Source organism: Streptomyces sp. NPDC104381 (assembly GCF_055583745.1).
On sequence record NZ_JBVJNK010000008.1, the window covers coordinates 83,961 to 108,267 of the forward strand.

The following is a 24,307-nucleotide window of genomic DNA, read 5'->3' on the forward strand; positions in this document are numbered from 1 at the left end:
GGCTCCGCGGGCTCACCCGGCGGCGGCTCCGCGGGCGTACTCGGCGGTGACTCCGGCGACGTGCCCGAAGGCGCCGGACCGTCCGACCACCCCAGGTACGTCCCGCAGTTGCCGCAGAAATCGTCCGTGGGGCCGTTGGACGCCCCGCACACGGGACAGGCGCGCACGGCGTCACCTCCCTTCGTCGGTGGGCGGGCCGGACAGGATCTCTACCCGGCAGACGGTGTGCACCGGGCACATGGCCCTCACGACCGTGTGGACCCGCGCCGGGTCGGCCCGGCCCCCTCGGTCCGGCCACACCCGCACCAGGACCTCGGCGGGCGGCTCGGGCGGGAGGTCGGCTCCGGGGGTGCTCGACCACACCGCGCCGCCGTCCCCGACGACCTCGGCGTGCACGCCGAGCGCGAGCCGCAGCGCCTCGACCAGGCCGCGCCGGGTACCGCTCCAGCGGTGCAGCTCGACCGCGCGGGCCACCGTCTCGCGGCGTCGCTCCACCGGCCACTCCGGGTCGTCGGCGGCACCCACCCAGGACCCCACCCAGGCCAGGAAGTCGGCCGGGGCCACCCGGGGGTCGAGGTAGGCGGACAGATTGTCGAGGGTGGCGAACACCGGGGCGAGGACGGTGTCCAGCCCTGCGGTGAAGCGCTGCGCGAAGTCGTCGTCGGCGTACAGCGCGGGCAGCTGCCCGCCGATCGGGTGCGGGCTCGGCAGACCGGGTATCGCGGCGCGGCTCATCCGCGTACCTCCGGCTCCAGGGGCGTGACGACCACCTGGTGCTGGTAGGAGAAGACCAGCGCGCCCGCGGCCACGTCGACGCGGTCCGTCGGGGCGCCGCGCCGCCCGGTGATCGGGTCGGCGGGGAACAGCAGGATCTCCTCGATCAGCGCGTTGCCGGTGGCGCGTTGCAGGACACCGAAGACATCGCCGTACTGAACCGGTCGTCCGAAGGGCCAGCCGGTGCCGTCCGGGCCGCCGACGAGCGGGTTGAGGTGGTGGAACAGGGCGGCCAGGGCCGCGTCGCGGACGCGGTCGGTGTCGGCCGGGGCCGCCGCCAGCCTGGCGACGACGGTGACGCCCTGGTAAACCGGCGGCTCGACGACCAGGCGGGTGCCGATCAGACGGCGTTCGTCGAGGCTCGCGGTGATCGTCCGCAGGATCTGGTCGGAGGGGATGAGCTGTTCGAAGCGGAGGCGGTCGTCCCCCTCGTCGGCGACCGCGTCCGGGACCACCAGCACCCGTACCGCGCCCGCCCCTTCGGCGGCGGGCAGGCAGCGGACCCGGCGTACGGAGGGCGCCGCCTGGCCGGCGATGATCTCGTAGTCCCCGGCGGTGACGGCGCGTTCCTGCATGCGCAGCGCGTCGGGTGCCCGCAGACGGGCGTTGGCGAGGGTCTCGCCGGCGACGCCGCCACCGGCCGACTCCCGGTTGACGACCCGTGCGACGTAGGGGACGGAGCTGCGCAGCAGGGAGATCGCGCCGCGGGCCACATTGCCCGCGGGGCCGCCGCCGGTGCGGTAGCGGGCGACCCGGATCCTGGCCCCCTTGGGCGGTACGGCGCCGCACTGCCGCAGGGTACCGTCCGGTTCGCGCAGCGCCGGCGGGAAGGTGAACTCGCCGGTGGTGGCGTCGACCTGGACATGGCGGTCGGCCGGGCCCGAGCGGCCGAAGTGCTCGACCAGGTCCCAGCGCTGCCAGCCCTCGGCCGAGGAGACCTCCACCACGGGGGGCTCGCGGTCGAGGAGGACCGGCGGGCGGCCGAGCCGGAACGTCTGCCCGGCGACGCCCTCCGACGTGCCGAGCGGTACGTCGGTCTCGCTCTCGGCGTGCTCGACGGTCATGGTGCCGCCCACCGTGAACACGGACGCCTCGCGCACCGTCGGGGACTCCGAGTAGAAGGGCTGGTCCGGCTCCGCCTCGGTGACCCGGCAGCGCAGCCAGCCGGCCCGGGTCCCGCCGATCACCGACGCGGTATGGCCGGCCGGTACGTACACGATGATCTCGCCGGGCCGGTTCAGGCCGCCGGTGGAGTCCTCGCCGGTCTCGCACACCTGCCAGCCGCCGCCGTCCCACGCCTCCCACACCAGCGGGGGCTGGCGCGGGTCGACGCCGATGCCCTCCACGCGGCTGTCCAGGTTCACCGCGACCACGCAGCGCGGCACCGCCGTCGGCAGGCCGAACAGCAGCGCGTCACCGGGCCGGGGTGCCGCCTGGAAGGCGGGGATGTCGCGGCCTTCGGTGAGCTCACCGGTCCGGTCGGTCTGCTCACCGCCGTGGGACGCGGTCACGAGCCTGATCAACTCACTGGGCACGATGCGCAGTTCGTCCGTGGTGGCGAACACCACCGCCTCGTCGGTCTCGCCGCCCGCGGTGGCCACCTCGGTGCCCGGGCTCAGGGTCACCGTGTCGGGCTGCGGTGCCGACAGCCAGAAGTCGACCTCGGCCACGGCAGCGGCCGGCGGGAACAGGCGGATGCCGAGCAGGTCCAGGAAGGCGGTGTAGTTCTTGTCGGGGACCCGGTTCAGCCGGTACAGCAGCTGGTCCACGAGGTAGGCGAACGTCTCGATGAGGGTGACGCCGGGGTCGGAGACGTTGTGGTCGGTCCACTCCGGGGCGCGCTGCTGGACATAGCGTTTCGCCTCGTCGACGAGCTGCTGGAACCGCCGGTCGTCCAGGTTCGGGGAGGGCAGGGCCATCAGGCGGCGCCCCATTCCTCGGCCCCCTCCTCGGAGGGGATCGTGTAGAAGGGAAAGACCAGGTTGCGGCGGTCGTTGGTGGAACGCAGGGTGTAGTGCACGTCGATGTAGAGGGTGCCGTCCTCGACCGCGTCGAACGCGACCACCACGTCGTCGACCGCGATGCGCGGCTCCCACCGCTCCAGGGCCTCGCGCACCTGCTGGGCGATCCGTCCGGCGGTGGCACCGTCGCCGGGCGCGAAGACGTAGTCGTGGATGCCGCAGCCGAACTCGGGGCGCATGGGCCGCTCGCCGGGCGCGGTGCCGAGGACGAGGCGGATGGCCTCCTCTATCTCCCGCTCCCGTTCGACCATGCCGATCCCGCCGGTCGGCCCGACGCGCAGCGGGAACGCCCAGCCGCGGCCGATGAACCGGTCGCTCATCAGACGCCCCCGATGAGGACGTTCAGGGCACCGCCCACGATCATCGCGCCGCACGTGGTCTTGTCACGCATCTTCGCGGCCGGCAGCCCGCCGATGAGTACCTGGCCCCGGACGAGCGAGGCCGGATCGGGCAGGACCACGTTCCCCGGCCCCAGGAGCGCGTGCGGGGGCACCACGCAGGTGTGCACACTGCCCGGAGGGCCGGGAAGGCCCGTGGTCACGGCCGCCGGGCGGCCGCCGATCAGCACCCGTGCCACCGCCTGGGCGGCGGGGCCGGTCGGCAGGGCGATCACGCCGCCGTGGTTGGTGAGGTCACCGGTACGGGCTGCGGCCGGCATGCGGACTCCTTGGGAACGACTTGGGAACGAGGGGACTGTCGGCAGGAGAGGTCAGTTGATCCGGATGAGCTTGGCCTTGAGGACGCCCAGCAGACCGCCGTCGACGGTGACGTCCGACGAGCCGTTGACGCTCACGGTCCGGCCGCCGATCTTCACTCCGACCCGGCCCTGGATGTCCACGTTCCGGCCCGAGACGCTCACGTCGCCGCGCCCCGCGTCCAGCGTGATGCCCTTCTTGTCGAGCAGGACGGAGCTGAGGGGCCGTCGGCGGCCCTTCCCGGCGTAGACGGTCAGCTCGATCCGGTCCCGCCGGTTGTCCAGGAACACTTCGAGGCGCTCGTCGGCGCTCGTCACCCGAACCCCGGACGGACCGGGTGCCCGTGCGTCCAGCAGTTCCACACGGTGCCCCGAACGCGACACGAGGGAGCGCCGGTTGACCTTCCCGGTGGTCCTGTCGATCAGCGGGACGTCGTGCGGCGAGGGCTTGTCCACGCCGTTGTAGAGCCCGCCGATGACGTACGGACTGTCCAGCAGGCCCTGTTCGAAGCCGACCAGGACCTCGTCGTTGACCTCCGGGCTGAACACGCCGCCACCGCCCTTGCCGCCCCACTGCACGGTGCGCACCCAGTCGGTGACGTACGTGTCGTCCAGCCAGGGGAACTTCAGTTGTACGCCGCCGGACTCGGCGCCACCGGGTTCGCGCACGCCGGTCACCACGCCGATGGCCAGACCGGGCATGCGGGGTCCGCGGCCGGACGCGTTCCCGCCGGTCACCAGGCCCGTCAGGGAGCGGTCCGTGCCGGCGCTCACCCACACCGTCGTCCGGTATCCGCCGTGCGGTTCGAGGGCGTGCTGCACCGCCGTCGCCGTGTACTTCCCGGAGAACGCCTGCCCGACGTTGCCGAGCGCCACCGGCACGCCCGCCCTCAGCTTGGGGTTGCCCAGGACCAGCGCCTCCAACTCGCCGAACCCGGCGCTGACCTCGGCGGCCACGGCATCCGCGACGGCCTCCGTCTCGGCGAGGGAGCGGTACGGGGTGTCCGTGACGGTCAGCTTCGACGACGTGCCGAACCGGGCGGCGAACGCCGGGCTCAGCCCGGGCATCACCGTGTCGCTGTCCACCGACGGCTTGCGGGCCACCAGGGGCTGCTTGTTGGCGACGTCCCAGCCACGCACCTCCACCTGCTGCGCGCCGGCCGCGGCCGACAGCGACGCCCGCAGGGCCAGCAGGTTGCCCCCGTGCTCCAGCACCATCGGGCTGCGGGTCGCCGAGGTCGACGGGGCGGGCGCACCGGACGCCTTCCGCTGCTTGGTGAACTGCAGCAGCCCCATGTCGTCGACCCGCACCTGCGCGCCGCTCTCCCCCGCCAGGAACTGCAGGAAGTCCCAGTCGGACACGTTGGCCTGCGACAGCTGCTGGTAGGTGACCGGCTCGGCGTCGACCTTCCCGCAGGCCAGCCCGGCCCCGGCGGCCACCTTGCGGACGATCGCCGCCGCCGTCATGTTCCGGTACGCCACGACCTTGCGGCCCCGCTGAAGACGGTGCTCCTGGGAATGGGCGCGCACCACCGTGAACGAGCCCGTGCGGTCCCGGTCCAGCTCCAGGGCGGTCACCTCGCCGCCGAACAGCCGCTCGCGTGCCTGCCCGGAGACGGTCACCACCGACACCTTCAGCGGGGTGCCGATGGTGATACCGACGTCCTGGAGGAACTCGTGGTCGGGGTCGCGGAAGGTGAGGACAGCCGAGTCCGGCAGGCCCACGTTCTCGTCGACCACGCAGTTCACCAGCTGGGCGGCCCAGATCCGCGGGAGTTCGGCCGGCGTCTCGATGACCGGGTCGGCGGCGAACGACCGGCCGCCCCGCGCCTCGGGTGTGCTCACTGGTCCTCCTCTGCGCCCGCGTCACGCAGCCCCGGCACCACCAGTTCGGTGCCGGGCACGAGAGTCATCGGGTCGTCGATGTCGTTGGCCTCCGCGATGACCCGCCAGGCCGTCGCGTCGCCGTACTCCCGCCAGGCCAGCAAGGCCAGGCTGTCGCCCGCCACCACGGTGTGCGTACTGCGGGCACTGCGCGCCCCGGACGTCGGGTTCTGGCCCGCCGGGTCGACACTCGCCTCCTCGACGGACAGCGCGCAGGTGGCTCTCAGCGGCTTGCCGTCCACGTCGAACAGCGTGTAGCTCACCGACAGGCTCGACAGCACCCCGTCGAACGACGTCGTCCGCGCCGTGCCCCACTCGAACCGCACCCACGGGCTGGCCGGCTTCTTGCGGCCCAGGCTGGCCGGGGTCGGCACGCACCCCTTCATCAGCTTCTCCACCGCCAGCTCCACGGAGTTGTCGTGGGTGGCGGTGGCGTCCAGGAACACCTCCAGGGAGAGCGTGCGCGGGCCGCTGCCGACGAACTCCGGCAGCGCGGACTGCCCCGCCATCCGGGACGGGGTGCGCCGCCACTCGGTGCTCTTGCTCAGCTCCAGGGTGGAGGGGTTGAACTGGAGGTTCAGCCGCGCGATGGTCCCGCCGGGCTTGGCGCCGACGGAGGCCGGGGGCTCCTTCAGCGTCAGCTGGGCCCTGGCCCGGCTGGAGCGTGCAGGGGACACAGCAGGACCTCCTTTCCTGGGACGGCTGGTCGGGGGCGGTGTGCGTGGGTGTGGGCATGGGGGGCGGGTCAGGACGGGCGCAGGCCCTGGTGGGCGATCTCCAGGGTCTCCACCGCCGCCTGGGAGTTGGCGGGGTCGAAGGACGGCCCCTGCCAGCGCACCGGGACGATCCCGGACACCTGCCAGCTGATGATCCGGGTGAGATCCGGTTTCAGCGCCACGATCTCGCCGTCCTTGGGCTCCACCCGCTTCAGCGTCTCGTCGAGCCAGCGGGCGATCTTCGCCGTGTCGGCGGTGACGGGCCGGGTGAGCGTGATGTTGGACCAGGTCACACGGCCGGGCAGCTGCCAGGTGAAACCGTTGTTGCCGCCCTCGGCGTAGGTCTCCATCTCGACCTCGGCGCCCATGCCGGAGCACGTGTGGAAGGCGCCCAGGTCGTTGCCGCCGATCGCGAGCCGGAAATGCACGCTGGTCGCGAAGATGCTGTCGGTCATCGGTCCGTCACTCGCCCGTCAGTCGTTCGTCGTCCGGTCGGTCTTCGTCCATGGCATGCCGTCAGCGGCGTCCGTCGTAGGGACGGCCGGTGCGTTCGCGACCGCGTCGTAACTCGGCGCGCAGCAGCCGCGACACGGGGTCGATCAGACGGCGCGCCAGGTCGTCGAGCTCGGAGCCGGAGTCGTCCTGGGGGCGCTCGGGACGGCGGCGGGAGGCCGCCTTGCCCGAGGTGGTGGCCGAGGCGGACGTGGGAGCGGGGGGCGCGGATGACGATCGCGGACGGCCGCGCGCCGGTATCTCCTTGCCCTGCACGCCCTTGAACGGGTCGGCGGCGGAAGCGACGGCGTCGCGCTGTACCGGGTCGGCGGCGCCCGGCGCGACCGTCCGCGGCCGGACCGTGGGAAGGGGCCCCGGGCGGGCTCCCACCCGAGCCGGAGGGCCCGCCGGGCGGTCGGCGAGCGGCGGCGCCTGCGGGGCGGTCACCGGCAGGGACTTCGCCGGTACGGCGATGGCCGCGCCCGCGGTCACGGGGCCGGGCGGCGCGGGACGGACGACCGGGACGCGCTGGACCGGGGCCGGGAAGCCGGACGTTCGCCTTCCTGCGTGCTCGGCCGGTGCGCCCCGCGCGCCCTGCGGTTCGGGGTACGCGGTCGCGGTCACGGCTCGCTGGAGCTGCGGTGCGGCGGGCGCATACGGGCCGGTCAGCGGACGCGTGGGTGTCCCGGAGCGGCCGGAGGGAGCTGCCGGGGAGACGGCCGACGGGCCGCCCCGGTGTGCCGGCGACCCGGCCGGGGTGTCGCCCTGCGCGGCGGCCGGTGCACCGGGCCAGCGCGCCGCCACTACGGGGCGGCCGCCGGAGCGGGCGGCGGAGGGCGGTGGCGTCCCTGCCGGGGTCCGGAAGTTCAGGGTGAGCGGGCGGGCCGCCAGCAGCGAGAGGCCCCGGGGAGCCGAGGGCGGTGCGGAGCCGGTCAGGGTGAGGGGGCGCGGGTCCGCCGAACCTGCGGACCGGGTGGAGGCGGAGTCCGGCGCCACGGCCCTGGCCACGACGACCGGGCCCGGTGCGGCGGGGCGATGAGGGTGTTGCCCACCGGAGCGGGGGCCGTCCGCCCGGTGTCCGCCGGAGGCCGGCCCGTCCGCCCGGTGTCCGCCGGAGGCCGGCCCGTCCGCCCGGTGTCCGCCGAAGGCCGGCCCGTCGGCGCGCTGGACGTCCGGGCCGGGTCGTCTGCCCGCGCTCGCCCCGCCCGGCGCCATTCCTGCCGCTGCCGCGCCTTCCGTGGCTGCGGCGTTCGCGGATTCCGGGCGGCTGGGGGCGACGGCCGGGGAGGTCGTCACCAGCGGGGTGGCGGGCCCGTCTCCGTGAGGCACGGGAGTGGCCCCGGTGGTGGAGTGCTCCGCGAGGCCGCGCCGGGCGGCGGCCGACCCCAGCAGCGGAGCGTCCCCGCCCGGAGCGCGCTGGACGTCCGGGCCGGGTCCCACGGCAGGGGACGCGGCGGAGCGGGGCAGCGCGGCGCTCGGCGGCAGCTCGGGCAGCGGGGCTCCCAGGCCACCGCGCGCACGGGCGCCAGAACCGTCCGGGGCCGGGGTCCGGCGCGGGGCGTCGGCAGCAGCAGCCGCTCCCCCGGTGGCGCTCGTGCCGCTGTCGTACGGCACCGGGGTGTCGCCCTGGCGCTGGACGACGGGCAGGGCCGGACCGGCCGCTGAACCTGCGCCGGGCACGGCAGGGGAACGCCCGAACGGCTCTGCGGTGGAGGGCAGTTCACTCAACGGGGCACCGAGGGGAGCGCGGCCGCGCGAGGGTGTGACGACACGCTGCACAGGGGCGGAGGAGTCCGTGCTCGTGGCGTCCGGTGGGGCGGTGCCGGACGAGTCCGTACGCGTGGCGGCACGCTGCACGGAGGCGGAGGAGTCCGTACGCGTGGCGGCACGCTGCACGGAGGCGGAGGAGTCCGTCCTCGCACCGGCGGTGGTGCCGGCCGCGTCTCGCGGGGGCGCCGGAGGGGGTGCGGGCCGCACCACCGCGACGCGGCGCACCGGTCCGGACGGGCGGCGGGCGACGGTCAGGCGGGGCCCCGACGGGCTGGGCCGGACGGCCCCGTGGGATCCGTCGGCGCCGGACGTACGGGATGGTTCCGGGCGCGGCCCGGTCGCCTTCACGGCAGCGTCCCGGACGGCCGGGGCCGAAGACGTACGGCCTCCGGACGTACCCCGGGCCACGGACGCCCGCCCGGGGGTCGGATCGGAAAGGGGCCCGGCTGCGGGCGGGACGACCGCCACCCGTCGTACGAGCGGAGTCCTGGCGGCGACCGGCGGACGGCCGGTGCCGGCGGGGGCCACGACCGGGCCCGTGCCCGGCCGGACGGCCCGCTGGACGGCGGCCGGTGGGGCGTCGAGGACGGCGGGGGAATCCGTGGCCGTGAGGCCACGGGACCGGGGAGCCGCGTCGCCCGGACCCTCCTTCCCCGCACGGGGGCCGCCACCGGAGCCACCCGGAGGCCGTACGGCGGAGGAGCCCGGACGGGGTCCCGTCGATCCGGGCTTCCGATCCCCCGCGACCGGCCGCCGGGCAGCCTCGGGTGCCCCGTCGGCCGTCACCTCGTCCGCGCCATCCGTGGCGTCCGGCCGCACCGCCCTCAGCAACAGCGGCCCTCCGGCCGTGTGCGTGGCCCGGGGAGCCGCCGGGCGGGTGACGCCGTGCACCAGACCGGCCGGAGCGGCAGGCAGCAGCGCGTGCCCGAGGCCGCTGCCGAACGACGGGTTCTGCCAGGCGGCCAGGCCCGCGCGGAAGGCGAGGCCGTCGCTGACGCCCAGCGGGGCGCGGGACACGGTGAGTTCCGGCGCGGCGGTGCGGCGCCAGCCCCCGTCCCAGTCGCCGGGCAAGGAAGGCTCCGAAGGCCCCGCAGGAACCGGTGCGGCGGCACCCGGCGTGCCGGGCGCCCCCTGGCCCGGATCCGCGGCAGACGGGTTCGCGGCCCGGCGGCGCAGCCTGTCGCGCCATCCCATGTGCTCAACCGCCTTCGTTCACGCGGGTGTTGATGCGGGCGATCTCGGCCACCCACTGCTGACGTTCGCCGTGGGTCAGGTCGAGGATCTCCTCACGCTGCCAGTGGAAGTGATAGGCGATGTACGCGATCTCCTCCCGGAGCCGGGGAAGCGCGTACGTCACGATTCCCCCAGGCGCCCACCCGAGAGGTCGACCTCGAAGCCGCCCTCGCAGTGCGGGCAGGTCACCGCGGCACGGGTGTGGCCCTCGCTGTTGACCCGGCGGTAGAAGTCCTGGAGGAAGGCGACGTCGGTGGCGTACATCCGCTCCACCACCCCGGCGTGCACATCGGTGACGGTGCCGATCCGGGTGATCACCTGGCTCAGCAGCACCACGCTCAGGTACGCCGGGTTCTCCTTGACCCTGAGGTCGATCTGCGGACGCAGCTCGTCACGGGCGGTGGCCAGACGCATCGCGCCGTGCCGGTGCACCGTGCCCGCCTCGTCCACATAGCCGCGCGGCAGCTCGAACTCGAACTCGGTGCGCAGCCCGTTCTCCTCCCGGGGCGGCGCCGGAGCGGCCGGGGCCCGAGGTGCCGCCGCCTGCTCCGGCGCCGGGGCGGGCGCGGTGGCCTCGAGGATCTCCTCCAGGTTGCCCGCGGTCACGGTGCGGCGCCTCATTCGACGATGATCTCTTCGAACACGATCGTCACGGACTCGGTGGCCGCGGACGACTCACCCGCCTTCAGGGACGGTCCCTCCCACTTGGAGGCCCAGCCCTGCATCAGCTGGATACGGCGGACCGTGTTGCCCTCGGTGTCCTTGATCTCGATGGTGAGGTTCTGCCGCGCGGAGTTCACGGCACCGTTGTTGAGGGTCTCCTTGATCCAGTCGGTGAACTCACCGCTCTGGTCGAGTCCCCGGGTGATCGTGATCTCACCGGCCTGGCGGGCGCCGGGCTGCTTGCGGATGATCTGCTTGCCCTCCGCACTGACCTGACGTACCTCGACGACCTCCTCCTCGACGGTCAGCCCGCTGATCTCCTGGACCGACTCGACCAGGTAGCCGCCGAGCTGCACACCGAAGACATGGGTGGAAAGAGCATCGCCCGTTGCCATGACTGTCTGTCACCTTCCGTTGCTGAGCTGTTCGTCCGGCTGGACCGGAGTCACTCGTCGATGAGGCTGGTGCTGTCGGAGAACTGGGCCAGCCGGAACACCACGAACTCGGCGGGCTTGACCGGCGAGACACCGATCTCACAGATGACGCGGCCCTGGTCGATGGATTCCGGCGGGTTGTTGTCCCGGTCGCACTTGACGTAGAACGCCTCCTCGGCCGTGCGGCCGAACAGCGCGCCCCTGCGCCACTCCTCGCTGAGGAACGCGGTGACGTTGCGCCGGATGCTGGACCACAGCCGGTCGTCGTTCGGCTCGAAGACCACCCACTGGGTGCCCAGGAGGATGGACTCCTCCAGGTAGTTGAAGAGGCGGCGCACATTCAGATAGCGCCAGGCCGGGTCGGAGGAGAGCGTGCGGGCGCCCCAGATGCGGATGCCGCGTCCGGGGAAGGCCCGTACGCAGTTGACGCCGACCGGGTTGAGCAGGTCCTGCTCGCCCTTGCTGAGCCGGAGTTCCAGGTCCACCGCACCGCGGATGACCTCGTTGGCCGGCGCCTTGTGCACACCGCGCTCGCCGTCGCTGCGCGCCCACACGCCGGCGATGTGGCCGCTCGGCGGGACGGTGGTGTTGCGTCCGGTGGCCGGGTCGAAGACGCGGATCCAGGGGTAGTAGAGGGTGGCGTACCGGGAGTCGTAGCCGGCCTCGTCGTTGCGCCAGGCGCGCACCTGCTGGGCGCCGAGGCCGGGCGGGGCGTCGAGGACGGCGACACGGTCGCCCATCTGCTCGCAGTGCGAGATCACCGCGAGCTGCACGGTGCGTACGCCCTCGGCGTCGATGTCGCCGCGCTGATGGGCGCTCATCAGGTCCGGCACGGCGACCATGGTGATCTCGTCGATGGTCTCCAGGCCGCCGAACCCGGTGCGGGCGGCGGCGTCGCCGACGTACTCCGCCGGGTCGAGGCGGGCTACCTCACCCGAGCCGCCCGCGGCGGGCGCGGCCGGGGCGTCGGGTACGGCCAGGGTCTGGGCGGTGGGCCTGGCCTGGGCGGCGCCCTGCTCCTCGGTGACCTGGATCAGCTTGGAGGCGCGGGCCTGGGTGACCAGGTATCCCTTGACGTTCTTGCGGGTGGAGGCCTCGTAGGTCTCCACGACCTGACCGCCCTGGCGGACCAGGACCTTGAAGCGGTCCTCCGGCGGGTTCTCGCCCTCCGCGTCGGTGACCTCGACCGACACACCGGTGACGCCCTGCTTCGCGGTGACGAGGAAGCCGCCGAGAGCCACCGGCTCAGCCGCCTTGGGCGCGCGCCGGCCGCCGTCGGCCGCCGGGGCGGAGGCGTCCTCGGCCTGACCGCCGATCCGCACGATGTACGCGGCGCCACCGCCGTTGGCGAAGTAGCCGTGGACCGAGAGGGGCAGGTAGGTGCCCTCGGTGAAGCCGCCGAACGTCTGGGTGTACTGGTCCCAGCTGGTGACCAGCGTCGGTGCGTGGAACGGGCCGCTCGCCGCGAACCCGACGAACGCGGCGACGGCGGTGCCGACCCCTTCGATGGGCCGGGCACCGGACTGCACCTCCTCCACGTACACGCCCGGGGTGAGGTACGTCGGCATACTCGCTCCTTCGCGTCCTTCGGGTTCGTTCACCTGTGTCCAGGTCGAGTCTCCGTGGGGGTTCGCGGAGGCGGCAGGGACGCGGGGGCATGATCAGGGGCAGGGCCGCTGCCTTCCTCTGCCCGTACGACCGTCCGGCCGCCGCCCGGACCTGCCCTCGTTGTGCCCGTACGGGCCTGGACGCCTCGTACGCCCGGACGGTCGACTGGGATGCGCAGGAGTGCCGTGCCGACGAGGGGGCAACGAATTGCGGACGTCCGGGGCACATGCCGAGCAGCACGAGAACCGGCTGTCCGCCACGCGCGGGCCGGCCGCCGCCCGCCAGGAGACCTCTGCCGGCCCCTCAGTGCCGCCGCCGCTCACCGCCGCCACCCTCCGGGCGGGACAGCGGGGCGCGGGCAACGCCGCGGTGACCGCGATGATCGCCCGCCGCGCTCGCCCCGGGCCCGTCGTGGAGACGCCGGACCCCGGCGTGCACGAGGTCCTGCGCTCGGCCGGCAAGCCGCTCGCCGCGCCGGTCCGCCGGGACATGGAGTCCCGCTTCCGGACCGACTTCTCCGCCGTACGACTGCACACGGGGGCTGCGGCCGCCCGCTCGGCCCAGGCCATCGGAGCGCGGGCGTACACCTCGGGCAGCCATGTCGTGATCGGCGCGGGCGGCGGCGACCGGCACACACTCGCCCACGAGCTCACACACGTCGTGCAGCAGCGCGAAGGTCCGGTTTCGGGCGCCGACCACGGCAACGGGCTCAAGGTCTCCGACCCGTCGGACAGGTTCGAACAAGCCGCCGAGGCCAACGCGCGCCGCGTTCTGTCGGCCCCTCTGCCCGCCGACGCGGAAACCTCGGCGCAGGGCTCCCGGCCGACGGCTGGGGCAGATCCGGCCCACGTCCAGCGGAAGGTCGGCTTCGAGTTCGAGGTGAGGGCCGGCGACGAATGGAAGATCCACGAGGAGAACGAGGGTGGTGGCAAGTCCCTCAAGACAGACTCGAAGGCGTCCCTCATCGAGCTGGAGGGCGGCCTGTCCTACGTCTCCGCCGACAATGGGAACGTCGAGTTCGTCACCCGTCCGCTGGAGACCCTCAACGACGTGAAGCGGGCGCTCTCCGCGATCGTCGCCTTCCACAACCAGCTGTCCCAGCAACGGAGCTACAGCCACCCTCCGTACACGATCACCACGCTCGGCCCGGGCAGCGCCATAGCCCAGGCCACCTTCGGCATCAAGATGGAGAACGTCGCCGGACTCGCCGACACCCTGGCCCGGTTGAGCCAACAGGCGAACCCGTCGAAGGGCGGCGGACGCACACGGCGCTCCGGCAACGCTGCAGGACAGGGCGAGGCCGAGCTCAGCAACCGGGTGACCGCCGGGCTGTCGAGTCTCGGCGATGCGCGCGCAGCTGCCGACGAGATCGTCCGAGAAGCCGCTGAGGCCTCCGGCGCCGAGGCCATGGATCCCGCTCTGCAAGGGGAGGTGTCCGGGTTCCTCACGGTGATTCTGAAAACTCTCGACGACGCCGCCGGACTCAGCAGCAAGAATGACGATCCCAAGTACTTCTTCCCGATGATGCCGCGTACGGACTTCGTGAGCATGCGCCGCAGCCTGTCGCCCGAAGCGTCGGCATGGATGATCAGTCGCCTCGCGAACCTCTACGCGGCCCTGAATCCTTACTTCCAGGTCGAATTCCCCGTGTTTCCCGGCAACTACAAGGAGAAGCCGAAGGGCCCGGCACTGACCAGGCGAGCGTGGCTGGATTCGGTGTTCGTGGGAGACCCGGCGACCGCCAAGGACCTGCTCTCGCCCCCGCCCGGCTATCCCCGCCACCACGAGACCCCGGCACCTGAGGGGCTGGGAGCCATGGAGACGGACAACGAGAACCTGTCCCTCTTCGAACTGCGCAATCTGGGCGGGCCCCTGGAGGTGGACCAGTGGCCGGGGCTGGCGGTGTTCATCGCGAAGATGGTCGGCGAGGCGACCGACGACGACCGGCTCCGCGAGGAGTGACGCTGTTGTCCGCCGGCCCGCCGCACGACTGACTCACCTCCCGCGGCCCTGACCGGACTGGACCGAACCGGAAACGCTCCGGGCAGGGCTTTCGGCGTTCCCGGGCACGGCAGGGCACACTGCCCGTCGCCTACGCGGGGGGAGGCGGTGCGGCCTACGGGGGTGGCGAGGCAGGCCGCGGGGCCCGCCCTCACACGCCGGTGACCTCCCCCAGCCACGGCCCGAACTCCCCTTCCAGCACCAGCCGCCCCAGCTTCCGGTACTCCTGCGCGACCGCCGTCACCAACTGCCGCATGGTGAGCGGGGAGCCGGCATCCGCCGCGAGGTAGGCGGCGGTGACCGCGCAGGCGCGGATGGAGCCGCCGGCGAGTTCGAAGCGGTCGGCGCAGAAGGTGAGGTCCAGGTCGTCGGCGCGGGGCAGCCGGACGCCCAGGCAGCGCTCCCACAGGGCGAGGCGCTGGCCGGGGTCGGGCACCGGGAAGTCGGCCACCACGTCGAGCCGCCGGGTGAACGCCTCGTCGAGGTTGGCCCGCAGATTGGTGGTCAGGACCGCGATCCCGTCGAACGACTCCATGCGCTGGAGCAGATACGCCGACTCGATGTTGGCGTGCCGGTCGTGCGCGTCCTTCACCGCCGAGCGCTTGCCGAAGATCGCGTCGGCCTCGTCGAAGAGCAGCACCGCGTTGACCGCGGACGCCTCGGTGAAGATCCGCTCCAGGTTCTTCTCGGTCTCCCCGATGTACTTGTCCACGACCGTGGACAGGTCCACCACGTACAGGTCCATGCCCAGATCGGTGGCGACGACCTCCGCGGACATGGTCTTGCCGGTGCCCGACTCGCCGGCGAAGAGCGCGACCACACCGCGCCCCCGGCCGCCGCCGGGCCGCATCCCCCACTGCCCGAGCACCTGCTCACGATGGCGGGCCCTCAGTGCCAGTTCGCGCAGCCGCCGATGCGTGGACGGCGGCAGCACCAGGTCGTCCCAGCCGACGTCCGGCTCCACCCGGCGGGCGAGCCGGTCGAGCCCCGCGCCGTTCTGGGCGCGTACGGCGCTGCGCAGGTCGTCGGGGCCGACCGGGCGGCCCGCGAGGGCGGCCGTGCGTACCGCCACGTCGGCGGCGCGGCGCACCTGCCCGGAGTCCAGGCGGTGCGCGGCAACCGCCTCGGCGAGCTTGCCGGCGTCACCGGTCCCGAAGCCTCCACCGGAGCCGGCGTCGCCCGAGGTGTCGGCGGCGGCCCGTTCGAGGGCTTGCCGCCAGCGCGCGGCCTGCCGTTCGGGCGAGGGCGCCGCGACGGTCAGCTCGACGGGCGTGTCGGCCGCCCACTCCGGTGCCCAGCCGACCGTGCCGTGCGTGATCAGGGGAATTCCCCGCAGCGCCGCGCACAACGCCCCGAGGGTGCGGGCGCGTTCGGTGGGTTCGCCGGCGAGCGTCTCCAGGGGCCCGAAAACGACTCCGGCACCGGTGAGGCGGGCTTCGAGGGCGGCGACCCGGGCGAGTTCCGGTACGTCGCCCGCGCGCCGGGTGAGCGCCACGGCGTCCAGGACGAGCGGGCGCATCCCGGCCGCGCGCAGGGCCGCGGTGGCCAGCTCCGCCGCGTCGCCTCCCCGGGTGCGCAGATGGACGAGCCCGACGCCGGTGCCTGCCGCGGCCGCCGTCCGCAGGACGTCCGCTTCCTCAGCGGGAGGGTCCTCCCGCGCGACGCCGAGCACCCCGGCCAGCCGGGCATCGGGACGGTCGCTGCCCAGCAGGTGTCCGGTCACCCGGTCGGGCACGGTCAACACCCGTGACAGCGGCGGACGTTCGGGCTCCGTGATCTCCACCAGGCCGCCCGCGACGAGCGGCGCGCCGGGAGCGATCCGGAAGCGGGCGGACGCCGCCCCGGACAGCCCGCACAGCTCCAGAGCGAGCCCGACCGTGGGCCGGCGGCGGGTGAGGTCGTCGTTGAGGAAGCCGTAGAGCCGCTCGAACCGTGCGTCGAGGTCCGGTGCCAGCGCCACCAGCAGCAGGTCCAGGTCCAGCGGGGACAGGCCGAAGTGCCGGGCGAGTCCGCCGAGTACGGAACCCGCCACGGGCTGCCACGGCTCGTGGCCGGGTACGCCGAGTCCGCCCGGCTCGTCCAGGATGCGGGCGGCCGCGTCGGGAGTGAGGTACTGGCCGCGGTACGGGTCGTCGGGGTCGGGGTCGTCGGCGCGCCGGACGGCGACGGCGTGCCGCACCCGTTCCTCGACCAGCCGGAGCCGGTCCCAGAGGGGTCCCACGTCGGCGGACACCGGTCCGGCGACGATGTCGGGTCCGACGGTGTGCGTCACGGCTGGCGGTCCCCTCTGCGGCGGCGGGCGGGCGCGGGGCCTCGTTCGCGCGGGCCCGCGAGGCCGCCGTCCGGGCCCGGGTCGGAGGTCTCCGTGTAGCGCAGGCGGCGGCCCGGCGTCGCCTGCGCGCCCTCGCGCCTGGTGGCGGTGCGCACGAGGAGGCCCTCGGTGACCGGCGGCGCCGCCTCGGTGGTCACACCGGCGAGCGGTGCCCGCGCCCGGACCTGGAGGGACGCCTTCAGCTCGCCGCCGAGCGCCGACCACACGTCGGCGGCGGCCGGGGCGTCGAGTCCGACCCCGCCCGTGTCCAGTCCCACCGTCAGGCCGAGGTCGGCGAGCGTGCCGGTGAGCAGACGGGCGGGCAGGGTGTCGGCGCCGGTCAGGGTCGCCAGCACCTGCGAGAGCAGCCGGTGTTCGTCCTGCGGGCGGCTTGCCCACGCCGTGACCAGGTACGTCAGCTCGAACCAGCGCGGCGGGGTGCGCCGTCCCACCAGATGCCCTTCGGCGTCGTAGACCTCCCCGGCGCCGCTGCCGCGCCGGGTGGCGTCCTCCCGGACGTCGTAGAGGAAGACGCAGACGGTGGGGGCGTTGCGGCGCGCCGCCCAGTCCCGGGTGGGGGCGTCGAAGGCCACCTCGACGCCCGACGCCTCCAGGCCGGACTCGCCGAGCAGGCGGCGCAGGGCCTCGTCGACCTCGTGGATCACCGGCGGCTCACCTCGCCGGGCGGCTGGAAGGTCCCGCTGACCACCAGGAAGTCGGTCGTCACCGGCGAGAACCCGGGGCCCTTGGCGGTGATGACGCGCGGTCCCGTCCGGTCCTTGGCGAGGATGAGCAGCTGGCCGATGAAGGTGCCGTCCGGCAGTGGAACGGTCGGCGCCGCCGCCGCGGTGATCCCCGGCTTCCAGCTGAACCGCACCGGCGCTCCCGGCGGGAAGTCCTTGCCGCGTACGGAGGTGACGAAGCCGGGCTTGCCGATGTCGGGCACCGCGACGATGCGCGGCTGGAGGACGCGCAGCCGCTGCTGTGCGGTGTTGTCGCTCCGGTCGGCGTCGGTGCCGGTCGTGGTGAGCTCACCCGTGACACGGCCGGTCAGCGCCTTGTCCGGGCTGAGCACGACGCGTACGACGGTGCTCGCGCCCGGTTTCAGGTCCGGCAGCGCGCACACCCAGGAGCGGTCGCAGCCCTGCGGCCGCCCGTTGTCCGGGATGCCCCGGGGCAGGCCGATGCGCAGCCGCAGCCCGGTCGCGAGCGCGTTGCGGCCGTTGCGGACGGTGTAGGTCACCACGACGCGTCCGCCGACGTAGCCCGGGTTCGGCTGGGCGGTGACCCGCACGCCGGGCCCGGCGTCGGGCGCGGGCGGCTCGGCGGGCACCGTGGGGGGTGGGGCCGGCGGGTCCGGGCTCGGCGTCGGTGGTGTCGGGGTCGGGGTCGGTTCCGCCTCGCCGACCGGGATCACGGTCCGGCCGGCGTTGTCGCCGGGCTCCGGATCGATGACCGTACCGGCGACCGACCAGTCGACGGGCTGGTCACCTGCGGTGAGGCCGGTGAGGGTGACGTCCACCGTGACGGTGGTGCCGGGCCTCACCACTCCGACGTCGCACCGGAGGGCGGCGGCGTCGCAGGTGCCGCCGGGGTGGGTCACCCCGGTGATCTGTACGCCGGGCGGCGGGGCGATGGTCAGGGTGGTGCCCGGGGAGGCGGCCGGGCCGTTGTTCACCAGGCCGACCCGGACGGTGGTGTCCTCGCCGACCGTGACCTCGGGGGTGGTGGCGGGCGCGTCGACGGCGAGGTTCACGGACTGCTGGACGCTGGGCTCCTTCTGCCGGCCCGGGAGCGCGCCGGTGAGCGAGGTGAGGTCGCCGGACCCGACGTCCAACAGGCCGAGCTTCTCCGGGCTGTTGACCGCCGCCTCGGCCCGCGAGCTGATCACCAGGCTCTCGCCGTCGGCCGTCCACGCGGCGTCGCGCGGCTGGAACGGGCCGGTGGCCGGGGGGTCCGGCAGCTGCCGCCCGCAGGCCCCGGGCAGGTCGAGGACGGCGGCGGGCGTCAGCACCCGGCAGTCGTCGCCCGTGAGGGAGGTGAGCAGGATGCCGCCGCCCTGGTCGACCTCGCCGCCGCCGCGCTTGCGGTTGAAGGCGACGGTGGTGCCGTCCGGGGAGAACGCCGGGCTGTCGTCGATGACCTCGCAGGCGCCTGGGCAGTTCACCTCACTCAGGTCGTGCTGCTCACCGGGGTCGTCGAGGTCGTCGACGCGCACGGTCCAGATGTGCTTGTTGCCCCCGTCACCACCGATCACCGCGTTCCGGGTGAAGGCGAGGGTGGTGCCGTCGGGGGACCAGGTGGGCTGGGCGTCGCCGCCCGTCTGCTCTCCGGCCGGCGGGGTGATCCGCCCGGTGATCGCGCCGGAGGCCGCGTCCGCGACGAGGATCTGGCTGGAGGGGCCGGTGCCGCCGGGTGAAGTCCGGGTGAAGGCGAGGGACGTGCCGTCCGGGGAGTACGTCGGGTCGGTGTCCCGGTCCGTCGCGCCACGGTCCCTGAGCTCCATGGGCCGGGGATTCGTCCCGTCGGCGTCCGCCGTCCAGATCCGCTCGATCCGGCCCTGGTCGCCGTCCTCGAAGCGGGTCACCACGATCCGGCGGCCGTCGGGGGTGTAGTTCTGCCGCTCGGTCCACGGGTCGTAGTCGGCCGCGGGCTCGAACAGCGGGTCCTTGGCAGGGTCGGTGTTGGTGTCGGCCGCCGGATCCTCGTTGAGGATCGGCACCCCCAGATCGCGGGGGTCGGACCCGTCCGTCCGGATGTCCTGGAGCGTCACCACGTGCGCGCCGGAGTGCTTCCTCTCGGAGTCCGGCCCGTCAGGGGACGGTGCCGAGGTGCGCTCGACCACCGCCTTGCCACCGTCGAGCGGACCGGTCCAGGTGACCGAGGAGATCTCCCGGTCCTCGTCCAGCACGAGCGGGGGTACCTGCGCCTCGTCGTGGACGGTCGCCCTGAACACATGGTCCCAGTCGCCCTCGCACTCACACGTGATCTCGGGGCTCAGGAACAGCACCTGGTCGCCGTCGGGCAGCCACGCTGCCCCGTGGGCACGCCACTGTGCCCGGTCGCCCCCGAGCAGCGGCCCGTCACCGGTTCCGTTCGCGTTCGTCACCCGCAGCCGGGGCACGCTCCGCCCGTCGACGGTGGTCGTGGCGGTGTACGCGATCCAGTCACGGTTCTCGTCGTCGTCCACCGGGTTCCACGCCGGCTCGGTCGCCGTCCCGTTCGCGGGGGAGGTGACGCGGGTGGCGGTGCCGCCGTTCAGGGACCGTACGTAGATCTGCTCACCGGCCGCCGGGTCGCTGTCGCTCGCGTACGCCAGCCGCTGCCCGTCGGGCGAGACGGTCGGGCTCTCCTCGTCGGCGGGGGTGTCGGTCAGCCGGGTCAGACCGGTGCCGTCGGTGCGCACCCGCCACAGGTCGCGTTGCGTCCCGCTCCCCTGCCCGCCGGGCTCGGCCGCGTCGAACACGACGGAGGCGCCGTCGGGGGTCAGCCGGGGGTGCGCGGCGTCCATGCCGACGGTCAGCCGTCGTACGGAACCGTCGGCGGACCGGAGGTAGATCTGCGGGGTCGCCTCGTCGCGCAGGCTCGCGAAGACCATCCGCTCGCCGAGGGCGGACGGCTGGACGTCCTGGTGGGCCGGGCCCTCGCCGAACAGCGGGGTGCTGGAGGTCGTGGTGCCCACGCTGCCGAGGCTGCGGTGCCGGGTGCCGGCGAAGGCGATCCGGGTGTCCGTGGTGTCCTCGGCCGCGGCCCGCGGCGCGGACCCGGCGCCGCTGCTCCCGGAGGCCGCCGCCCCGAGCAGCGGGGTCAGCAGCAGCAACGCCGTGCCGAGTCTCCCGAGGCGGTAGCGTCCGCCTCGGCCAGCGGTTCCCATGGAGATTCCCCTCGCGGTCCGGTGCGGCACGTGGATGTGCCCCCGCCACCCTGCGACGGCCGTGGACGGGGCGGCAGGGCGGTGGGGCCGTACCCGGGGGAAACGTGGGGTGTGCTTTCGGGCAGCACCGGCGCACCGGCCGTCGTCAGATGAGGCCGTTCCGCAGCGCGAAGCCCACCGCGTGGGCGCGGTTGCGCAGTTGGAGGCGGTTGATGATCTCGTGGAGGACGTTCTTGACGGTCCGCTCGGAGTACGCGGTCTTACGGGCTATCTCGGCGGTGTCCAGTCCTTCCGACACCAGCCGCAGCATGTCCGCCTCCCGTGTGGTCAGGGTGGACAGGGACAGGCCCTGCGGATCCAGCGCCGAGCGCTGGAGGCTGCCGACGTGGGAGAGCAGCTTGCCGAGCAGGTCGCCGGGAAGCACCCCCTCGCCGTTGGCCGTCGCGAGGACCAGGTGGACGAGCCGGTTCTGGTCGGCCTCGGAGCGCCGCAGCACCGCGGGGACGCCGCATTCGATGACGCGTTGCAGCGCGCCCGAGCCGAGGGTGCCGACCACGAGGGCGACGCGGGTGGCGGAGTTGAGCCGGAGCCGCTGCAGCAGGGCGATCACGTCGTCCTCGACGTGGTCCACGACCACCAGCGACACCTGGGCGTCCTGCGCGTCGGCCTCGGCCAGCAGGTCGACCTCGGGGCGCTGGCGTAACTGCTGGACGACGCCGACGCGCAGGATGGGATCGGCGGCGTAGACCGCCACGGTCACCCGCTCCGGCCCTGCGGCGGGTGGGACCCGGTGCCCGGAACCGGCGGTGGCGGGCATGTGTGTGGGGGAAGCAGGCATGGCCGGGGTGTTCTCCTCTGCGCAGGACATGAGGGTTACCTGTTCATATGTTCGTAGGGGAGGATCGCAAGGGTGCGACCGCCGCCGGAAGGCGGCGCGCGGGGTCCGGGAAGTGGCATCAGCCACCTACGGACACGGGCGGGCCGGTGGTGGCTCCGCGGGCACCACGACTGCCCGGGTGTTGCCCTCGCACCCCTCGGCGCACCCCTGCGGGCGTCCCTACCGTGGTGGTGTGACGCCTTCTCCAGCCTCTTCCGGTCCCGGTGCGCCCGGACTCGACATCCCGGCCGTGACCGTGACCCCGGGCGGCACCGCCACGACCGGTCTGACCGTCCGCAACGACAGCGACATCGTCGAGGCGTACAGCCTCGAGGTCGTCGGGGACTGTGCTTCCTGGACCACCGTGGAACCCGCGCGGGTCTCCCTCTACCCCGGCACCTCCGAGACGGTGACGATCCGTCTGGATCCGCCGCGCTCCCCGGAGATCCGGGCCGGCGAGATGCCCCTCGCGATACGGGTCCTGCCGACCGAGCATCCCGAGGCTGTACGGGTTCCCGAGACCACCGTGCACGTCGAGGAGTTCCACGAGCTGCGCACCGAGGTGCGGCCGCGCCGTCGCCGCGGCTGGCTGCGCGGCCGGTACCGGCTGGCGGTGCGCAACGAGGGCAACACCCCGGTGCAGGCGGGCTTCACTCCCGGCCAGGCGGGCGAGGAGCTGGCGTTCGCCTTCAGCCCGGCCGGGCCGAAGCTCGAACCCGGCGAGTCGGCCGAGGTCGGGCTGCGGGTCCGGACGGGCAAGCCCGTCTGGTTCGGCTCCCCGGTGGTGTGGCCGTTCACACTGACCACCGCCGAGACCGGCGACCAGGACGAGGCCCGGACGGACGACAGCACCGTACAGCCGGTGCTGGACGCGGAGTTCGTCCAGATCCCGATCTTCCCGAAGTGGCTGATCGCCGTGCTCGCGGCGCTGCTCGCGCTGCTGCTCGCCTGGTTCGCGCTGGTCCGCCCGGCGGTGCGCAGCGCCGCCAAGGAGGCGGCCGACGAGGTGGTCCAGCTGCGCCCCACACCGCCCGGGGAGCAGGGCGGCGACGGGGAGACACCGGGCGGCGGTCCCGGCGGCGCGAACCCCTCTCCCACCGGCCCGGGCTCGGGTCAGGGACCCGGGGAGGGCGGTGACGGCACCTCGGGCACGGGTGGTCAGCAGAGTTCGGCGACCATCGACCTGAAGACCACGAGCGGGCAGACGAAGACCGGTACGTACAAGGTGCCCGAGAAGAGCGTCTTCGGTGTGACGGACATCGTTGTCGCCAACTTCCAGGGCGACGAGGGCGTGATGACGATCAGCTTCGGTGACCGCAAGATCACCACGATCGCTCTGGAGACCTTCCGCAACCAGGACTATCACTGGGTCACCCCCATCAAGATCCCTGCGAACGACACCGTGACCATCGACGTGACCTGTTCCGAGCCGGGCACTCCGGCCACCGGCCGCAAGGCCCAGGGATGCCACGAGGTTCTGAACGTGAGCGGCGAACTGATCCGCACCGAGCAATGAAACGGACGTGAAGCCTCCGATCATTTTCGATCGGTGCCGACCGCCCTGTAAAGAACGGTCGGTCATTGCGTCCAGAAATCACCAACTCCGGTCCGGAAACCGGCATCCGGGCACATACGCCACACGGAAACCGCCGTTTCGGGCGCCCTGACCGGGCGTCCGGTGCCGGCCCCCGCCGCGCTCAGCCGGTGGCCAGCTCGTAGGCGTAGTCCGGGCTGAACGAACCGGCCGAGCCCTTGCAGCCGTCGGACTCCCCCGGCAGTTTCACCCAGAGGTACGCGTCGATGCCGGTCAGCCCGGTGTCCGTCGTCGGGGTCCTGCCGAGCGCCCGGCCCGCCGGGTCGCACCACTCCCCCTCCTGCGGTGCCCCGTTGCCGTTGCGGCTGGTGTCGATGACGGCGCCCAGGCCGGGCGGCCCGCCGAGCGCGGCGAGCACCCGCCGGGCGTACGCGGTCTCGTCGGCCGTGCTGTGGAAGTTGGACACGTTGGTGAAGATGCCGTCGCCGCTGGTCGCGGCGCCCGCCTCGCGGAGCGCCGCGGCCTGTTTCGTGGCGCTGTGCCAGCCGGAGTGACCGCCGTCGAAGTAGACCCTGGCCCGCGGGTTCGCGGCGCGCAGGGTGCGGCCGGCGCGGGCCAGGGACGCGAAGCGCGCGGCCCGCTGTCCGGCGGAGAGGCAGTCCGACAGGGCGATGGCGTCGGGCTCCAGGACGACGATGACGGGCCCGCCGCCGAGGCCCGCGGCGAAGTCCGCCATCCACGCGTCGTACGCGTCCAGGCCGGGCGCCCCTCCCTCGGAGGCCCCGCCGCAGTCCCGGTCGGGGATGGCGTACGGCACGAGGACGGGCGTACGGCCCGCGGCCGCCGCGGCGGACGTCACGCCCCGGACCTGGCCGGTGACGGCCCCCGGGTTGTAGGCGGGGAACCAGACCGCGGCGGGCCGCGCCGCGATCCTGGACTCGATCAGCGGGCGGCGCGGGTCGTCCCGGTGGGCGCCGATCCAGTCCAGGACCTGGGACCGCGGGTGGCGGTAGAGCCCGGCGGACACGGCGGGCGACGAGGACCGCGTCGGCTTCGCGGCCGGGGCCGGGCTACTGCGCGGCGTCCGGCTGGGGCTCGGGGACGGTACGGCCGTCGCGGAGGCCGGGGGCGACACGGAGGGCGTGGGCACCGCGGGCAGCGGTTCCAGGACCGGGGACGCGGTCGTGTCCGGGAGCGCGGTCGTGCGCCCGCCGTCGCCCGCGGCCGCGGCCATCACTCCCGTCGCCGCACCGGCCGCCACGACGGCCGACGCCAGCGCGGCCATGGTGTGGCGGCGCGCGGCGCGCCTGCGCCGTCCCGCCTCGGTCCTGCTCCCCGCCCGTACACCCGGCACTCCTCGTCCCCTCCCCCGGCGCCCGGTGTTCGTCCGTTCCGATGAAGTCTCCGGCCCGTCGGCGCCG

Annotated in this window: 19 protein-coding genes; 2 read left to right on the plus strand and 17 right to left on the minus strand. The window is 73.9% G+C overall.

Going from position 1 to position 24,307, the window contains the following annotated elements; genetic code table 11:
- Nucleotides 1-171: 171 nt before the first annotated feature.
- From ACZ607_RS27050 to ACZ607_RS27105, 12 genes are all read right to left on the minus strand, one after another.
- Nucleotides 172-735, minus strand: coding sequence for a phage tail protein (locus tag ACZ607_RS27050; protein WP_469738679.1), 564 nt, complete (start codon nucleotides 733-735; stop codon nucleotides 172-174).
- Nucleotides 732-2,693 (minus strand): putative baseplate assembly protein, encoded by a 1,962-nt coding sequence (locus ACZ607_RS27055; protein ID WP_469739346.1) that lies wholly within the window; start codon nucleotides 2,691-2,693, stop codon nucleotides 732-734. The genes ACZ607_RS27050 and ACZ607_RS27055 overlap by 4 nt, the downstream gene beginning before the upstream one ends.
- Nucleotides 2,693-3,115, minus strand: a complete 423-nt coding sequence (locus ACZ607_RS27060) for a GPW/gp25 family protein (RefSeq protein ID WP_129261289.1) — start codon at nucleotides 3,113-3,115, stop codon at nucleotides 2,693-2,695. The genes ACZ607_RS27055 and ACZ607_RS27060 overlap by 1 nt, the downstream gene beginning before the upstream one ends.
- Nucleotides 3,115-3,453, minus strand: coding sequence for a PAAR domain-containing protein (locus tag ACZ607_RS27065; protein ID WP_469738681.1), 339 nt, complete (start codon nucleotides 3,451-3,453; stop codon nucleotides 3,115-3,117). Before ACZ607_RS27065 ends, ACZ607_RS27060 begins: the two co-directional genes overlap by 1 nt.
- A 51-nt stretch (nucleotides 3,454-3,504) precedes the next feature.
- A complete protein-coding gene (locus ACZ607_RS27070; protein ID WP_469738683.1) occupies nucleotides 3,505-5,334 on the minus strand; it encodes a VgrG-related protein in 1,830 nt (609 codons plus the stop codon).
- Entirely contained in the window at nucleotides 5,331-6,050 is a 720-nt protein-coding gene (locus tag ACZ607_RS27075; protein ID WP_129261296.1) for a CIS tube protein, read from the minus strand. Before ACZ607_RS27075 ends, ACZ607_RS27070 begins: the two co-directional genes overlap by 4 nt.
- 68 nt (nucleotides 6,051-6,118) lie before the next feature.
- The gene (locus ACZ607_RS27080; RefSeq protein ID WP_099176904.1) at nucleotides 6,119-6,544 is read right to left on the minus strand and encodes a phage tail protein; all 426 of its coding nucleotides are present in this window, start codon (nucleotides 6,542-6,544) and stop codon (nucleotides 6,119-6,121) included.
- Between the two features lie 61 nt (nucleotides 6,545-6,605).
- The gene (locus ACZ607_RS27085; RefSeq protein ID WP_469738686.1) at nucleotides 6,606-9,422 is read right to left on the minus strand and encodes a hypothetical protein; all 2,817 of its coding nucleotides are present in this window, start codon (nucleotides 9,420-9,422) and stop codon (nucleotides 6,606-6,608) included.
- A 127-nt stretch (nucleotides 9,423-9,549) separates the two neighbouring features.
- Nucleotides 9,550-9,708 (minus strand): DUF6760 family protein, encoded by a 159-nt coding sequence (locus tag ACZ607_RS27090; RefSeq protein WP_164992666.1) that lies wholly within the window; start codon nucleotides 9,706-9,708, stop codon nucleotides 9,550-9,552.
- On the minus strand, nucleotides 9,705-10,205 hold the full coding sequence (locus ACZ607_RS27095) for a hypothetical protein (RefSeq protein WP_469738688.1): 501 nt from the start codon (nucleotides 10,203-10,205) through the stop codon (nucleotides 9,705-9,707). The genes ACZ607_RS27090 and ACZ607_RS27095 overlap by 4 nt, the downstream gene beginning before the upstream one ends.
- Nucleotides 10,202-10,642 (minus strand): phage tail protein, encoded by a 441-nt coding sequence (locus ACZ607_RS27100; protein WP_099176901.1) that lies wholly within the window; start codon nucleotides 10,640-10,642, stop codon nucleotides 10,202-10,204. Before ACZ607_RS27100 ends, ACZ607_RS27095 begins: the two co-directional genes overlap by 4 nt.
- Before the next feature lie 50 nt (nucleotides 10,643-10,692).
- A complete protein-coding gene (locus tag ACZ607_RS27105; protein ID WP_469738691.1) occupies nucleotides 10,693-12,249 on the minus strand; it encodes a phage tail sheath family protein in 1,557 nt (518 codons plus the stop codon).
- Between the two features lie 247 nt (nucleotides 12,250-12,496).
- Between ACZ607_RS27105 and ACZ607_RS27110 the strand changes: the two genes are divergently transcribed.
- Nucleotides 12,497-14,251 (plus strand): eCIS core domain-containing protein, encoded by a 1,755-nt coding sequence (locus tag ACZ607_RS27110; protein ID WP_469738693.1) that lies wholly within the window; start codon nucleotides 12,497-12,499, stop codon nucleotides 14,249-14,251.
- A gap of 190 nt (nucleotides 14,252-14,441) precedes the next feature.
- On the opposite strand, the gene ACZ607_RS27115 is transcribed toward ACZ607_RS27110, so the two are convergent.
- The 4 genes from ACZ607_RS27115 to ACZ607_RS27130 form a co-directional block, all read right to left on the minus strand.
- Nucleotides 14,442-16,562, minus strand: coding sequence for an ATP-binding protein (locus ACZ607_RS27115; RefSeq protein ID WP_469738695.1), 2,121 nt, complete (start codon nucleotides 16,560-16,562; stop codon nucleotides 14,442-14,444).
- Nucleotides 16,559-17,266, minus strand: a complete 708-nt coding sequence (locus ACZ607_RS27120; protein WP_469738697.1) for a Pvc16 family protein — start codon at nucleotides 17,264-17,266, stop codon at nucleotides 16,559-16,561. The genes ACZ607_RS27115 and ACZ607_RS27120 overlap by 4 nt, the downstream gene beginning before the upstream one ends.
- Nucleotides 17,263-20,475: a hypothetical protein gene (locus ACZ607_RS27125; protein ID WP_469738699.1), complete on the minus strand. Its 3,213-nt coding sequence runs from the start codon at nucleotides 20,473-20,475 to the stop codon at nucleotides 17,263-17,265. The genes ACZ607_RS27120 and ACZ607_RS27125 overlap by 4 nt, the downstream gene beginning before the upstream one ends.
- A gap of 145 nt (nucleotides 20,476-20,620) precedes the next feature.
- On the minus strand, nucleotides 20,621-21,313 hold the full coding sequence (locus ACZ607_RS27130) for a helix-turn-helix transcriptional regulator (RefSeq protein ID WP_469738700.1): 693 nt from the start codon (nucleotides 21,311-21,313) through the stop codon (nucleotides 20,621-20,623).
- A gap of 232 nt (nucleotides 21,314-21,545) precedes the next feature.
- On the opposite strand from ACZ607_RS27130, the gene ACZ607_RS27135 reads away from it, so the two are divergent.
- Nucleotides 21,546-22,868, plus strand: a complete 1,323-nt coding sequence (locus ACZ607_RS27135; protein ID WP_469738702.1) for a COG1470 family protein — start codon at nucleotides 21,546-21,548, stop codon at nucleotides 22,866-22,868.
- A 181-nt stretch (nucleotides 22,869-23,049) separates the two neighbouring features.
- On the opposite strand, the gene ACZ607_RS27140 is transcribed toward ACZ607_RS27135, so the two are convergent.
- A complete protein-coding gene (locus ACZ607_RS27140; protein WP_469738704.1) occupies nucleotides 23,050-24,240 on the minus strand; it encodes a glycoside hydrolase family 6 protein in 1,191 nt (396 codons plus the stop codon).
- Nucleotides 24,241-24,307 lie beyond the last annotated feature (67 nt).